This window comes from Fodinicola feengrottensis, assembly GCF_010993775.1.
Classification (GTDB): domain Bacteria; phylum Actinomycetota; class Actinomycetes; order Mycobacteriales; family HKI-0501; genus Fodinicola; species Fodinicola feengrottensis.
Genome location: NZ_WOTO01000053.1, coordinates 26,383 through 38,545, shown reverse-complemented (window position 1 = coordinate 38,545; position 12,163 = coordinate 26,383). Strand labels below are relative to the sequence as shown.

Here is a 12,163-nt window from a genome sequence, read left to right as displayed (position 1 = left end):
CGATCCGGATCCGAATGCTGTCGCCGACCACCATGATCACCGTCATGCCGATCGCGATGAACGTGAGGGCGATCGGATCCAGCCCGGTGGTGAAATGCGCGACCACGCCAATCACCATCGTACAAACGAAAACTCCGAGCGAGAGCGGCCGCGGATAGCGGATCGACACAATCAGGATCGAGACCCCATAAACGACACATGCGCATGCCGCCCAGGGCCAGGTCCAGTGCGACAGCGGATTGCCGATAGCGGCGATCACGCCGGCGATCGCCAGCACCCGCCACGTGATCAGCGGCATCCGCCAGGCCAGCAGCAGCGGGAGAGCCTGCAAGTACGCCAGCGGGAGCGCGAAACCGACCGGCGGCTCGAAGCCGCCCAGGGTCTGGCCGATGATGCCGCCGACCATTCCGCCGACGAAGATCACCATGAGGGAGATGGAGAACCAGCGGCGCTTCCCGGTCCGCCAGAACGGCAGCCACGATATCGGGCGGCGCAGCTCCTCGCGGGAAACAAGCAGCGTACGGGCGGTCGACTGGAGGAGGTTGCCCGTACCGGCAACAGCGATGGTGTTCATGATGTGCCCAGCGTAAGCGGGGTGTGGCCGGCCGCGGGAGCACCGTACGAGCCAACCGCGGGCTAGCTCTCTGGTCGCTCCCCCTACTACTCTCCGTCACCCAGCCAGCGACAGACCCGACGGCGAGTGCGGGACTTTAACCCACACTCGACGCTGAGAGCGGTACAAAATCCCACACTCGACGAAAACCCAGCCCCACCGGCGCACGCATCGCGTCGATGCGGTCAAACAGACACTACGGAGAGTGGGTTAGCGGGTGGCGGTGGCGAGCCAGCAGTGTGCGCCGCCGGCGGCCGGGTCGTAGCACTTGTGAACCTCGCGCCCGTACGTACGAGCGAGGTCCGCGGTCTCGGTAACCTCCGCCTTCCAGCCGAACCTGTGCAACCAGTCCGCCGGATGCCCGGTCGGGCCGCCCACCCACAGTCGACCAGATCGGGGCTGACCGCGAGCCGGGCGGCTTTGAGGTCCTCGTGGTCCTGCACCTGGTCGACGGTGATCACGCTGCCGGGCGCGCTCACGCTGGTGATCCGCTCCAGCAGCAGGTCGGCCTGCTCAGGCGTCAGCGCGTAGATGATGCCCTCGGTCAGCCAAGCGGTCGGCACCTCCGGGTCGAATCCGGCGACCCGCAGCGTGGCCGTCCAGTCGCCTACCAGGTCGACGCCGACCGGGTGCCGGTTGGCCTTGGGCTTCGCGTCGCCCAGCACCCCGTTCTTGAACGCCAGCACTTCGGGTTGGTCCAGCTCGAAAAGCTCGGTGTCCGCCGGCCAGTCCAGCCGGTACGCCCGACTGTCCATCCCGGATGCCATCATGACCACTTGGCGGCAGCCGCCGCGGGCCGCCGCGAGAATCGACTCGTCGAAGTATTTCGTTCGTACGGCGACAACAGGTCCCAGGATCGCGATGAATCCGGTTTTGTCGCCGCCGGGCAGTGCCATTCCGCCACCGGCGGCGGCCACGAAACCCATCGCATACGGGTCGTCGATCAGCTTGTCCGGGCGCATCGACTCCATCGCGCGCAGCGCGGCCACCCCGAGAGATGTGGTGCCGATGGGGTTGATCGTACTCATGAAGTTCCCCCGAAAATCAGTCCGGCGAGGCCGGGGTTGAAGGTGTCTGGATGCGCGTCCGGCAACAGCGCCCGTTGTACGACAAAGCCGTGCAGCAGGCCGATCAGCAGCCGGGCGGCCTGAGTGTGGTTCACCTCAGGGGAAATCAGTCCGCGCCGCTGGTATTCGGCAATCAGGGTGCCGATAACTGCCTCGGCGCCGCTGAATGCCTCCTGAAAACGTTCCTGGATCCGCGGCGATCGGGCCGCCTCGGCCCAAATCTGCACCAGCAGTCGGGCCGCGTCGCGGTCCGCGCACAGTGGCGACCCCTCGCCGGCCAGCCGGCGGACGATGGTGTGCAACGGCGGCAGCGTTTGCCGCCGATGACCGCTTCGATCGCGCCGGAAACGCCGTGCAGCGCCTGCGCCGCGATCGCCGTGACGATCTCGTCTTTGCTGTTGAAATAGCGGTAAAGCCCGCCGGCCGACATTTTGGCCTCGGCCAGCAGGTCCGCCATCGAGGTGGCGTGGAATCCGTTGCGTACGAAGCAGCGCCGGGCGGCGTCCAGAATCTGTTGCCGCCTGGCATCGAGGTGTGCCTGCGAGACTCGGGCCATCGGGCCAATATAGAACGAACATTCGCTCTATACAACTGTACGCGACGTAGCACTCACTTTAACGGTCGACTCGGGCGCGGCGTGGCGGACGGGGCGTACGGGGCGAGAGGGGCCAAACTGGCTCGGCCGGAACTGGCATACGACTGACCGGTCAGCCAACTCCGCTACAATGAGCGGCTCGAATGCGAGTCGCACACCCACTGGAGACGCCATCGATGGTCACCGACCCTTCGAGTGCTGAGATCCAGCTGTCCGGCCGGGAAGCCGCGCTGGTCGGCAGTGCTTATCGAGTGATAAGCCGGCAGGGTGTGCATCGTACGTCCCTGCAGGACATCGCCGACGACGCCGATGTCAGCAAAGGGCTGCTGCTTTACCATTTCAAGTCCAAAGACCAACTGCTGCTGACCACCATGCGGTGGGCGTTGCTGCGGACGGCTTCGCGGATCCGGGAGAACATCGCCCAGGTCGATGACCACCCCGCTGGCGCGGTCGAGGCGCTGATCGACGCGGTTTTCATTGGCGCACAACAGAATCGTGACTTCTACCTGCTCTATCTGGATCTGGTCGAGCACGCCGCCCGGGCGCCGTCTTTCAGCGACCTCTCGGTGCTGACCTCGACGATCATCAATGGTCTTTACGCGGAAATCCTGCGTGAGGGCCAGTCGCGCGGGTTGTTCGACATCACCGACGTGGACGAGGCCGCGGCGACCATGCGGGCCCACATCGACGGCGTTTTCGTGAACTGGCTGCAACAACACGACTGGCGAGCGGCCTATCCGCGCTATCGAGCGATGGCACTGAACGGTTTGCTCCGGTTGCTCAACATCAAATAGAAACAGCCCGGTCCGACATCTTTGTCGGCCCGGGCTGCTTGTTCTTGGAGTTAGGCGTCGATCAGTTCCTTCTTCTTCTCCATCCGTACTTTCACCAGGCTGGCCACCACGGCGGCCGTCAGCAGCGCGACGATGATCGCCAACGAAACCCAGATGTTGATCGGGAAGAGATCTGTCAGCAGCATCTTGGCGCCGACGAACGTCAGCACCGCGGCGAGCCCCAGCTGCAGGTACGCGAAGTGTTTCATCGCGCCGGAGAGCAGGAAGTAGAGCGCCCGCAGCCCCAGTATCGCGAAAGCGTTCGAGGTGAAGATGATGAACGCGTCGTTCGTGACACCGAAAACCGCCGGGATCGAGTCGACCGCGAAGATCAGGTCGGTGGTCTCCACCGCGATCAGCACGACGAAAAGCGCGGCGTCGCTATCCACTTCGCGCCTTCGCGTACCCAGAATTTGTGGCCGCGCCAGTCCGAAGTGACCGGCACCAGCCGGCGCGTCCAGCGGAGCACGATGTTCTTCTCCGGATCGACCTCGTCGTCACCCTTCGAGCGGGCCAGTTTGATGCCCGTGTAGACCAGGAAAGCGCCGAAGATGTAGATGATCCAGTGGAACTGACCGATCAACGCGCTGCCGGCGAAGATGAAAACCGCCCGCATGGCCAGCGCGCCTAGCACTCCGAAGAACAGCACGCGGTGCTGGTATTGCTTCGGTACGGCGAAATAGGTGAACAACAGCGCGAAAACGAAGACGTTGTCGACCGAGAGCGATTTCTCCACGACATAAGCGGCGTAATACGCGGCGCCCTGTTCGGCGCCGAGTGTCAGCCACAGGATGCCACCGAAGGCGAGTCCGATCGCGATCCAGACGCCGCTGGTGACGGCGGCTTCGCGGATGCTGATCTCGCGGTCCTTGCGGTGCAGGAAGAGGTCGACCGCGAGCATCGCGAAGATCGCGACCAGCACGGCTCCCCAGGCCCAGAGCGGCGCTGTGGTCATCGGCTTGTCCTTTCGTTGTCTTGGTGACTCCCATCTTTCGTGGATTGGATCGCGCAGAGTAGAGTCGAACTGTGACGTTGAATGCCACCTTCACTGCGTGGATCACGCAATGAATGCTTGGGCGCTGGGAGACTTCCGGGAGGACTTGACGGCCGAGCGCCGGCCGTCGGCCGCGACGCTGCGTCGGTACGGGGAGCTGGGGCGTCGGGCCAGCGACGCGGGCGTGCCGCTCGCGGAGCTGGTCGATCTCTATCTCTCGACCGCCTGGCGTGGTGTTTCCGCAGGTCAGCTGACTTTGCGGATCATCGACGACATCGTTTCCACGGTGACCGCCGGCTATGTCGCCGCGGGCGCCACCTGGTCGCGGCAGGTCGAGGCGCGTCGCCGCGAGTTGGTCGACGACCTGCTGGCGGGCAGCGTCACCCGCCACACCACCGGCAGCGCCGAGGCGCTCGGGTTCCGGCTGGCGCAGCCGCACGCCCTGCTCGCCGTCGCGGCTCTTCGAGAGCTGACCGACGCGGACCCAGCCGGCCGGGTGGTACGCGATGGCCTGCACCGGCGGACGCGTGAGCCGGTGCTGGCGGCCGCCAAGGACGGCCTGCTGGTCGTGCTGCTGCCGGTCGTCTCGGACGGCGGGGTGCCATCGCGGGTCGCGCTGACCCGGCCGACGATCGGCGTGCCGGAGTTGGCGGATCTGGCGTATGCGCTGGTGGAAAGGGCTGAGCCGACGGCCGGCTGGCAGGTCGCGAGCAGCCGGCCACGGCCCGGGGCGGCCGCGGTGGCGACCAGTTGGCAGGAGGTGCGCCAGACATTGGACCTCGCGCACCGGCTTCGGCTGCCCGATCCGGTGCTGCCGGCCGGGCGGCTCGACGCGTACCGACTGCTTCTTCAGGACCCCGCTGGCGCGACCCGGCTGGCTGAGGAGGAGGTCTTCGCGCCGCTTGCCGCCGTACGAGGTGGTGCCGAGCCAATTGTTTCGACCGTGCTCGCGGTGCTGGACCACGGCGGCAACACGGCGGCGGCCCGCGTTTTGCATGTGAGCGTACGAACGGTGCTCTACCGGTTGGAGCGTCTCGCTGAGCTGACCGGTCGCAGCCTGGACGAGCCTGCCGATCGCTTCACGCTCTATTGCGCGGCGATGGCCGCCCAACTTTCGCCCGGGGGTAAAGAAGTGGTGGTCGCCGCGGTGGGCCGGTAGCGTGCGGCCGGTGTGGATGACAAACGTGTGCCATCTGCGGCCGGACGGCACTTTCGGGGTCGCGGATCTCGCCGTCGAGGGTGGCCTGATCGCCGAGGTGACCGACCCGGGGTCGCAACAGTCCACTATGGACTGCTCGGGCTATGTTGTGTTGCCAGGGTTGGTAAACGGCCATTTCCACAGCCAGACCTCGGTGGTGCGTGGGCTCGACACCGGGCTGGAGCTCTTTTTGACTGGTTCGGGGACAGCCCGGGTGGTCGGATGCAGTCGAAGATCGGCGAATGGCTGGATGACCCGGCCCATCTTGACGACGTGGCAGCGCTCGCCCGCTATGAGTATGTGGCGATGCTGCGCCAGGGCGTCACTTTCGTTGCGGACTGCGGATTTTCCGAATGCCCGCCCGGAGTGCTGGCCGATGTCGGCGATGAAATTGGCGTACGTGCGTTGGTTCAGGCGTACGACGACTGGATCTGCAAGGTCGAAGATCCCGCCCGCTACACGGTCAACATCGACTCCGAAGAGGATCTGACGGCCGCGGTGTTGGAGCGTACGACCGGATATCTGGTGAAGTATGCACCGATTTTCGCTTTGCACTGCTTGGAAACTGTCAAGCGGCGGGCGATTGTGCAGCAGAACTGGGGGCGTTCGACCGTACGACTGCTGGCTGACCGCGGGTTGTTGAGCTCCCGTACGGTTCTCTTTCACGGCTGCGAAATAGACGCCGACGACCTGGAACTGGTCGCGAAAGCCGGCGCCTCGATCATGCATTGTCCCGTCTCGAATCTCTCGATCCACGGCCGCATTGCGCCGGCCACCGACTGGTTCCGCGCGGGCGTCACGGTCGGGCTGGGCACGGACTGGGGCGATGTGGACATGTGGGGCACGATTCGGACGGCCTGGTTGTTGCAGCAAACGGGCTCGCGGCCGCTGGCGACCCGCGAGGATGTGTTGCGGATGGCGACCCGTGGTGGCGCGGTCGGTTATGGCCGGGCGGATCTCGGCGAGATCGCGCCTGGTCGTGCGGCCGATCTGGTCTTTCTGGACGCCGCGCGGCTGCGGCCGTCGGTGCACCGCGCGGATCTTTCGACGCTGGCGTTCGCGATCTTCGCCGAGGGTGGCCCGGGACTGGTTCGTGAGGTGATGGTGGGCGGCCACTGGGTGTTGCGCGACGGTGATCCCGTACGGGTCGATGCTCATCAGGTCGCCGCGGACTATCAGCGGATTGTCGCAAAGTCCACTAAACGTCAAAAACCCCGGACGCGACGACCTGTGTCAGCCGCGACCGGGGTAGCTTGTCTGACAGCCCTGACCGGCTGTTCAGGCAAAGATAGCAGGTCAGGCACACAATGAGCAAAACGGGGGGTTGCGCACTGACCGACCGTTCAGGGTAGTCTCGCCCCAGTCTCCAGCGAGTCGGCTCGGGAGGGCGGCATGACAACGCCGGAACGGTTCAACATCTCTCGACCCTGGTCGATCGCAACTGCCTGTCCGGCCGGGCCGCGAAGGTGGCGATTTACGCCGGTGCCGAACAGGTCACGTACGCGGAACTGTTCGCCCGGATTTGTGCGATGGGAACGGCACTGACCACGCTCGGGGTGCGCCGCGAACAGCGGGTGTTGCTGATTCTGGATGATTCGCCGGACTTTCCGACGGTTTTTCTCGGTGCCGCCCGCATCGGTGCGGTGCCGGTGCCGGTGAATCCGGCGCTGAATATCGACGACTACCGGTTCTTCCCTTGCCGACAGCTATGCCGACGTCGTGGTTGTCGAATCGGCTCGCTACCAGCACATCCGTCCAGTGCTGGACGAAGTGGGCGTACGAGCGATTGTCGCCGGTGAGCCGGTTGACGGCGCGCTGTCCCTGCGGGCACTGCTTGGCGAACATGCCGGCGAAACCTCGCCGGTCGACACGCACGCGCAGGACATGGGTTTCTGGCTCTACAGCTCGGGTTCCACCGGCCACCCGAAAGGGGTCGTCCATTCGCATGGCGACCTGCTCGTCACTTGTCAGACGTACGCGGACAAAGTGCTGGGCATTCGCGACGACGACATCACTTTTTCGTCCACCAAGCTCTATCACGCGTACGGCATGGGCAACGGAATGTCGTTTCCGTACTGGGCCGGCGGATCGTCCGTCCTGATGCGCGGCCGGCCGAAGCCGGAGAGTGTGCTGGACACGGCGGAGAAGTTTCGTCCGACGATTTTTTCTTCTCGGTGCCAACGCTTTACCACGCGCGATGTTGCGCTCTCCTGGTGCGGCGGCTCGCGATCTTTCGTCCGTACGGCTGTGCGCCTCGGCCGCCGAGCCGTTGCCGGCCGGCATTTGGCAGCGCTGGAAGGACAGGTTCGGGCTGACCATCCTGGACGGCATTGGTTCCACCGAGATGCTGCACATTTACTGCTCCAACACCGAAACCGACCTGCGGCCCGGTTCCAGCGGCAAGGCGGTGCCGGGCTATCAGGTGAAGCTGGTCGGCTTCGACGGCGGTTCGGTGGATGTCGACGAGCCGGGCAATCTCTACGCCAAGGGCGACAGTGCACTCGACTTCTACTGGCACCGGCGGGAAAAGACTCGGCAGTCGCTACACGGCGAGTGGTTCTTCACCGGCGACCGCTACACCCGGGATGCCGACGGCTTCTACTGGTATTGCGGCCGGGCCGACGACATGATGAAGATCGGCGGCCTGTGGGTCTCGCCGATCGAGATCGAGAACACCCTGATCGACCACCCCTTGGTCGCCGAGGTGGCCATCGTCGCGACCTCGGTGGACGGATTGGCGCGGATCAAGGCGTTCGTCGTGTTGTCCGAGACAGAGTTGCCCGAAAGAGAGCCGTCCAACGTGTTGGCCGCGCAGCTGCAGGAGTGGTGCAAGGAACGGTTGCAGCGCTACCAGTTCCCGCATTTCGTGGAGTTCCTGGCCGAGCTGCCCAAGACCGCGACCGGCAAGATCCAGCGCTACAAGCTGCGGGACGCTTCGCTTTGACAAAGGACAAACGCGCGTCGATGACGGGGGACAAGAAAAAAGTGATCGGGTGGCAGACTGGGGGGATGGCGGAGCGGGATCGGGACGAGGAAGGGCGGGCGCGCAACGCGCGGCGGCCGCGGGACGCGCTCGGGCGGCCGCTGCCGTACGGGACGGACGGGATTCAGACGATGCCGGACGATCTCGGGCTCGGGCCGGACGAAAGTCTCGCGTTGGCGCAAAAAAAACTCCTCGACCAGGACCGGCCGTTCCATGCGCACGAAGTGCTGGAGGGCGCCTGGAAGGCCGCGCCGGAGCCAGAACGTGAGCTGTGGAAGGGAATGGCGCAACTGGCGGTCGGGATTACTCACGTAAGACGGGGAAATGCCAAGGGCGCGGTCTCGTTGCTCAGCAGGGCCATCGAAAGAATCAGTGCGTACGACGGTCTGCCGTACCGGATCGACGGGACCGGCCTGATGATGTTTGGTCGGGAGTTGATCGTGCGGGTCGAGCGCGAGGGTGTCGGCCGGGTGAGTGCGGACGACTTGCGCCCGAAGCTGACGGTGTTGACCTGAACCGCGGTTGAGGTCGCATGATCAAGCGGTGACTACTGACCTCACCGCGAAGGCCCGCTTCGGGCCGTACGGTCGCGTGCTGCGTGAGCCGGTGTTGCGGCGGATCCTGACCGGCGTGCTGGTTTCCAGTTTGGGCGACGGCATGGCCGTGGTCGCGGTGGCCTGGCTGGCGATCCAGATCGCGCGCGCCGTTTCCCAGGCCGGCGGTGTGGACCGGCCTCGCGGTGGCCGCGTACGCGCTGCCGGCGGCGCTTGGGACGGTCGTTCTGGCGCCGCTCGTACGATCGATGGCCAGCTCCCGGTGATCGCGCGCTGGACGCGATCCTGCGAGCCGTCGCGCTCGGCGCGGTCGCGGCGCTCGGTATCGCCGGACTGTTGCATCCGGTTGTTTACGTTGTGCTGCTTGCTTTTTCGTCGCTACTGCATGCGTGGGGGAACGCCGGCGCGTACACGCTGGTGTCGGAGCGGCTGGACGGTCCCGACCGGGTGACCGGAAATGCGTTGCTGTCGACCGCGAGCCAGGCGTCGGTGGTGGTCGGGCCGGCGCTGGCCGGCGGGATCGTGGCGATCGCCGGACCATCTTGGGTAATAGGTCTCGATGCGTTGTCTTTCGTGGTCCTCGCAGCGGTTTCCTGGAAAGTCGGTCGCGGTGCGCAGCCCACCACGGTCCCGTCGGGACCACCCGGCAGTGCGTGGAAAGTCATCGCCGGCAGCCGCCAGTTGCTCGGCCTGCTGGTTATCACCTGTGTTTTCTATTTCCTCTACGGGCCGGTCGAGGTGGCGCTGCCCTTGCACGTGGCCGACGATCTGCGGGGCAGCGCCGGCGTGCTGGGCATCCTGCTCGCGGTCTTCGGGGTAGGGGCGTTGATTGGTGGGCTCTGCGCCGGACTTTTGCCGCGCAGATCGCCCTGGCTGGTGGTCATCGTGATCATCGTCGGCTGGGGAGCGGCGCTGCTGCCGGTCGGGCTGTCTCGTACGCTCCTGCCAGCGATGATCGGCATGACTCTCGGCGGCCTGATTTATGGACCGTATATGGCGATGAGCACTGAGCTTTTCCAGCGCGTCAGCGCGCCGGAGCTGCTCAGCCGGGTGCTCGCGGTCCGTGGTGCGATCGTCATTCCGGCGGTGTCGCTGGGCACCCTGATCGGTGGGCCGATCGTCAACGTTTTCGGCGCACCGGCCGCGTTGACGGCTTCCGCGCTGCTGACTGTCGCGTTGGGGCTGGTGCTGGGTTTGGTGGTGCTGGTTCGCCGTTACCAGTGAATGCCGCGAGTCATGCGGACCAGCGCGGCGGCCGCTTTGGACAGCTGCCGCTCGGATTTCCCGAGTTTGACCCGTCCCTGTCCGCCGGCCGCGGTGGAGTCCGGGAAGATCCGGTAGCCCTGGTACGCGATCGCGTCCACCAGGTCAGGACTGATCGCGTAAGCCAGCTGCATGATGAAGCCGACGCCGGTGCCCATGTGTTTGGGCCGCTCCTCCAACGCCTGGATGATCATGTCGGCGGCCTGCTCGGGAGATTTCGCTGGAAAGGCGTCGTAAATCTTCGTCGGCCGGATCATCGGGGTGCGGACCAGCGGCATGTGCACGGTGGTGAAGGTGACGCCGTCGCCGAAGGTTTCGGTGGCAGCCACCTTGCTGAACTGGTCGAGCGCGCTTTTTGAGGCCACATAGGCGGAGAACCGCGGCGCGATGCCCTGCACGCCAATCGACGACACGTTCACGATATGCCCGAACTTGCGCTCGGTCATGTGCGGCAACAACGCCAGAATCAACCGCAGCGCACCGAAATAGTTGATGGCCATGGCACGTTCGTAGTCGTGGAACCGGTCGTACGACAGTCGTACGGACCGCCGGATCGACCGGCCGGCGTTGTTCACCAGCATGTCGATAGCGGGCTGTTCGGCCAACATCTGGTCGACCGTCTTGCGGACCGACTCCGGATCGGTGAGATCGCAGGGATACGCGTACGCGGCGCCGCCGTTGGACCGGATTTCGGTGCGTACCTCCTCCAGTTCCTCCGCCCGCCGGGCCAGCAGCAGCGGAATGCCGCCCTCGGCGGAAACCCGCAGCGCGGTGGCCCGGCCGATCCCGGAGGACGCGCCGGTGATGACGATCCGCCGGCCGTCCAGTTTCGTCCGGCCGTGATGTACGCGGGCTCTGTACGGGTTCAGGTGTTCGCGCCAATAGCGCCACAAAGCCGGCGCGTTAGTCGTCCAGCGGCGGCACGTGGATGTCGCTGTCCGCGAGCGCGCGGCGGGTCGCCGAGCTGTCGAAAACCGACGGGAAGGTGAGCACCGAAAGTACCGCCGGCGGGATTCCCAGCCAGTCAAGGACGCCATCTCGCAACAGTCCGGCACCAGGCACGTATTCGGTGAGTTTTGCCAGCTCCAGCAACGGTTTGCTGGCCTGCCGAGGGAGCGCGCCAGTGATCTGCGGCGCGCCGGCCGCCTTCGCGAAGGCGTTGTAGACCTCGGCCGCCGGCTGCGGATCCGGATTCACCAGCTGGAAAACCTGGCCGTCCAGGTCGTCCGCGTGCGCGATGTGGACGAGCGCGGCGGCCACATAGTCGACCGGGACGATATTCGTGGCGCCGATGTCGGGGATCAGCACCGGCATCCAGGGCAGGGCGGCCATTCGGGCGAGAGTGGGAAAGAAGTAGTACGGGCCGTCGATTTTGTCCATCTCACCGGTGATCGAGTGGCCGACCACCACCGCCGGCCGGTAAATCCGCCAGGGCACGGCGTGCTGCTCGCGGACGAGTTCTTCGGAAGCGAACTTGGTTCGGTGGTACGGGGTGACCAGCCGCTGGCCGGCGTCGAACATGTCCTCGGCGAACTTTCCCCGGTAGTCACCCGCGACCGCGACCGAGGACAGGTGGTGCAGCCGGCGGACGTGCAGATCCGCCGCCAGATCCAGCATGTGCTGCGTACCGTCCACATTGGCCTCGACACTGGTCGCGTTGTCGGCGGCCAGGTCGTAGAGCGCGGCAGCGTGGATGAGGTGGTCGACCCGGCCGCGCAGCGCGTCCCGAGCGGACGTGGACAGGCCGAGATGGTCCTGCCCGAGGTCGCCGACCAGCAGTTGGATGCGGTCCTGACCCGGCAGGCCGCGGATCTGCTCGGCGAGCCGGGCCCGCGAGCGGTCCCGTACCACCAGCAGGATGATCTCGTCCGCATCCGCCCTTTCGGCCAGCAGTTGGACGATACGATATGCCGTCCGATCAGCCCGGTCGCGCCGGTCACCAGATACGTGCTCATCGCTGTTCCCCCTGCTCATAGCCGCGCGGAGCGATACCCCTACGGTGCCACATCCAGGGCCGGCGCGGCGAGGGACCGCCCCTGCGGCCGTTTTCGCGAGGGGGACGT

General features: G+C 65.7%; 14 protein-coding genes and 3 pseudogenes. 11 read left to right on the top strand and 6 right to left on the bottom strand.

The window, feature by feature from the left end; all coding sequences use genetic code 11:
• Window positions 1-14 precede the first annotated feature (14 nt).
• Window positions 15-158, top strand: a complete 144-nt coding sequence (locus GNX96_RS57990) for a hypothetical protein (RefSeq protein WP_279582425.1) — start codon at window positions 15-17, stop codon at window positions 156-158.
• Window positions 159-239: 81 nt separating this feature from the next.
• A complete protein-coding gene (locus tag GNX96_RS36735) occupies window positions 240-590 on the top strand; it encodes a hypothetical protein (RefSeq protein WP_163572402.1) in 351 nt (116 codons plus the stop codon).
• Window positions 591-798: 208 nt separating this feature from the next.
• Here the strand turns inward: GNX96_RS36735 and GNX96_RS36730 are convergent, their stop codons facing one another.
• The 3 genes and pseudogenes from GNX96_RS36730 to GNX96_RS57985 form a co-directional block, all read right to left on the bottom strand.
• The gene (locus tag GNX96_RS36730) at window positions 799-1,641 is read right to left on the bottom strand and encodes an SAM-dependent methyltransferase (RefSeq protein WP_163572401.1); all 843 of its coding nucleotides are present in this window, start codon (window positions 1,639-1,641) and stop codon (window positions 799-801) included.
• Window positions 1,638-1,982, bottom strand: coding sequence for a TetR family transcriptional regulator C-terminal domain-containing protein (locus tag GNX96_RS36725; protein ID WP_279582424.1), 345 nt, complete (start codon window positions 1,980-1,982; stop codon window positions 1,638-1,640). The genes GNX96_RS36730 and GNX96_RS36725 overlap by 4 nt, the downstream gene beginning before the upstream one ends.
• A gap of 80 nt (window positions 1,983-2,062) precedes the next feature.
• Window positions 2,063-2,236, bottom strand: a pseudogene (locus tag GNX96_RS57985) (helix-turn-helix domain-containing protein); the annotation flags it as partial.
• Between the two features lie 215 nt (window positions 2,237-2,451).
• Between GNX96_RS57985 and GNX96_RS36715 the strand changes: the two are divergent.
• The gene (locus GNX96_RS36715) at window positions 2,452-3,069 is read left to right on the top strand and encodes a TetR/AcrR family transcriptional regulator (RefSeq protein ID WP_163572398.1); all 618 of its coding nucleotides are present in this window, start codon (window positions 2,452-2,454) and stop codon (window positions 3,067-3,069) included.
• A gap of 50 nt (window positions 3,070-3,119) precedes the next feature.
• On the opposite strand, the gene GNX96_RS57980 is transcribed toward GNX96_RS36715, so the two are convergent.
• Entirely contained in the window at window positions 3,120-3,497 is a 378-nt protein-coding gene (locus GNX96_RS57980; RefSeq protein ID WP_279582423.1) for a TerC family protein, read from the bottom strand.
• Window positions 3,464-4,063, bottom strand: coding sequence for a TerC/Alx family metal homeostasis membrane protein (locus GNX96_RS57975; protein ID WP_279582422.1), 600 nt, complete (start codon window positions 4,061-4,063; stop codon window positions 3,464-3,466). The genes GNX96_RS57980 and GNX96_RS57975 overlap by 34 nt, the downstream gene beginning before the upstream one ends.
• Before the next feature lie 109 nt (window positions 4,064-4,172).
• Between GNX96_RS57975 and GNX96_RS36705 the strand changes: the two genes are divergently transcribed.
• The 8 genes and pseudogenes from GNX96_RS36705 (at window position 4,173) to GNX96_RS36680 (ending at window position 10,061) form a co-directional block, all read left to right on the top strand.
• Window positions 4,173-5,261 carry a PucR family transcriptional regulator gene (locus tag GNX96_RS36705; protein ID WP_163572397.1) on the top strand — a complete coding sequence of 363 codons (1,089 nt, stop codon included), beginning with the start codon at window positions 4,173-4,175 and terminating at the stop codon, window positions 5,259-5,261.
• 261 nt (window positions 5,262-5,522) lie between these two features.
• Complete coding sequence (locus GNX96_RS36700; RefSeq protein ID WP_163572396.1) at window positions 5,523-6,611, top strand: amidohydrolase family protein; 1,089 nt, start codon at window positions 5,523-5,525, stop codon at window positions 6,609-6,611.
• A 155-nt stretch (window positions 6,612-6,766) separates the two neighbouring features.
• Window positions 6,767-7,099: an AMP-binding protein gene (locus tag GNX96_RS57970; protein WP_279582421.1), complete on the top strand. Its 333-nt coding sequence runs from the start codon at window positions 6,767-6,769 to the stop codon at window positions 7,097-7,099.
• Window positions 7,020-7,409 (top strand): annotated as a pseudogene (locus tag GNX96_RS65790) (AMP-binding protein); the annotation flags it as partial. The gene GNX96_RS57970 and the pseudogene GNX96_RS65790, both read left to right, overlap by 80 nt.
• A 16-nt stretch (window positions 7,410-7,425) precedes the next feature.
• Window positions 7,426-8,244: an AMP-binding protein gene (locus GNX96_RS57965; RefSeq protein WP_279582420.1), complete on the top strand. Its 819-nt coding sequence runs from the start codon at window positions 7,426-7,428 to the stop codon at window positions 8,242-8,244.
• 65 nt (window positions 8,245-8,309) lie between these two features.
• The gene (locus GNX96_RS36690) at window positions 8,310-8,798 is read left to right on the top strand and encodes a DUF309 domain-containing protein (RefSeq protein WP_163572429.1); all 489 of its coding nucleotides are present in this window, start codon (window positions 8,310-8,312) and stop codon (window positions 8,796-8,798) included.
• A gap of 28 nt (window positions 8,799-8,826) precedes the next feature.
• Window positions 8,827-9,288 carry a hypothetical protein gene (locus GNX96_RS36685; RefSeq protein WP_163572395.1) on the top strand — a complete coding sequence of 154 codons (462 nt, stop codon included), beginning with the start codon at window positions 8,827-8,829 and terminating at the stop codon, window positions 9,286-9,288.
• Window positions 9,174-10,061 carry an MFS transporter gene (locus tag GNX96_RS36680; protein WP_390624237.1) on the top strand — a complete coding sequence of 296 codons (888 nt, stop codon included), beginning with the start codon at window positions 9,174-9,176 and terminating at the stop codon, window positions 10,059-10,061. The genes GNX96_RS36685 and GNX96_RS36680 overlap by 115 nt, the downstream gene beginning before the upstream one ends.
• On the opposite strand, the pseudogene GNX96_RS65785 reads toward GNX96_RS36680, so the two are convergent.
• Window positions 10,052-12,055 (bottom strand): annotated as a pseudogene (locus GNX96_RS65785) (SDR family oxidoreductase). The gene GNX96_RS36680 and the pseudogene GNX96_RS65785 overlap by 10 nt on opposite strands.
• Window positions 12,056-12,163 lie beyond the last annotated feature (108 nt).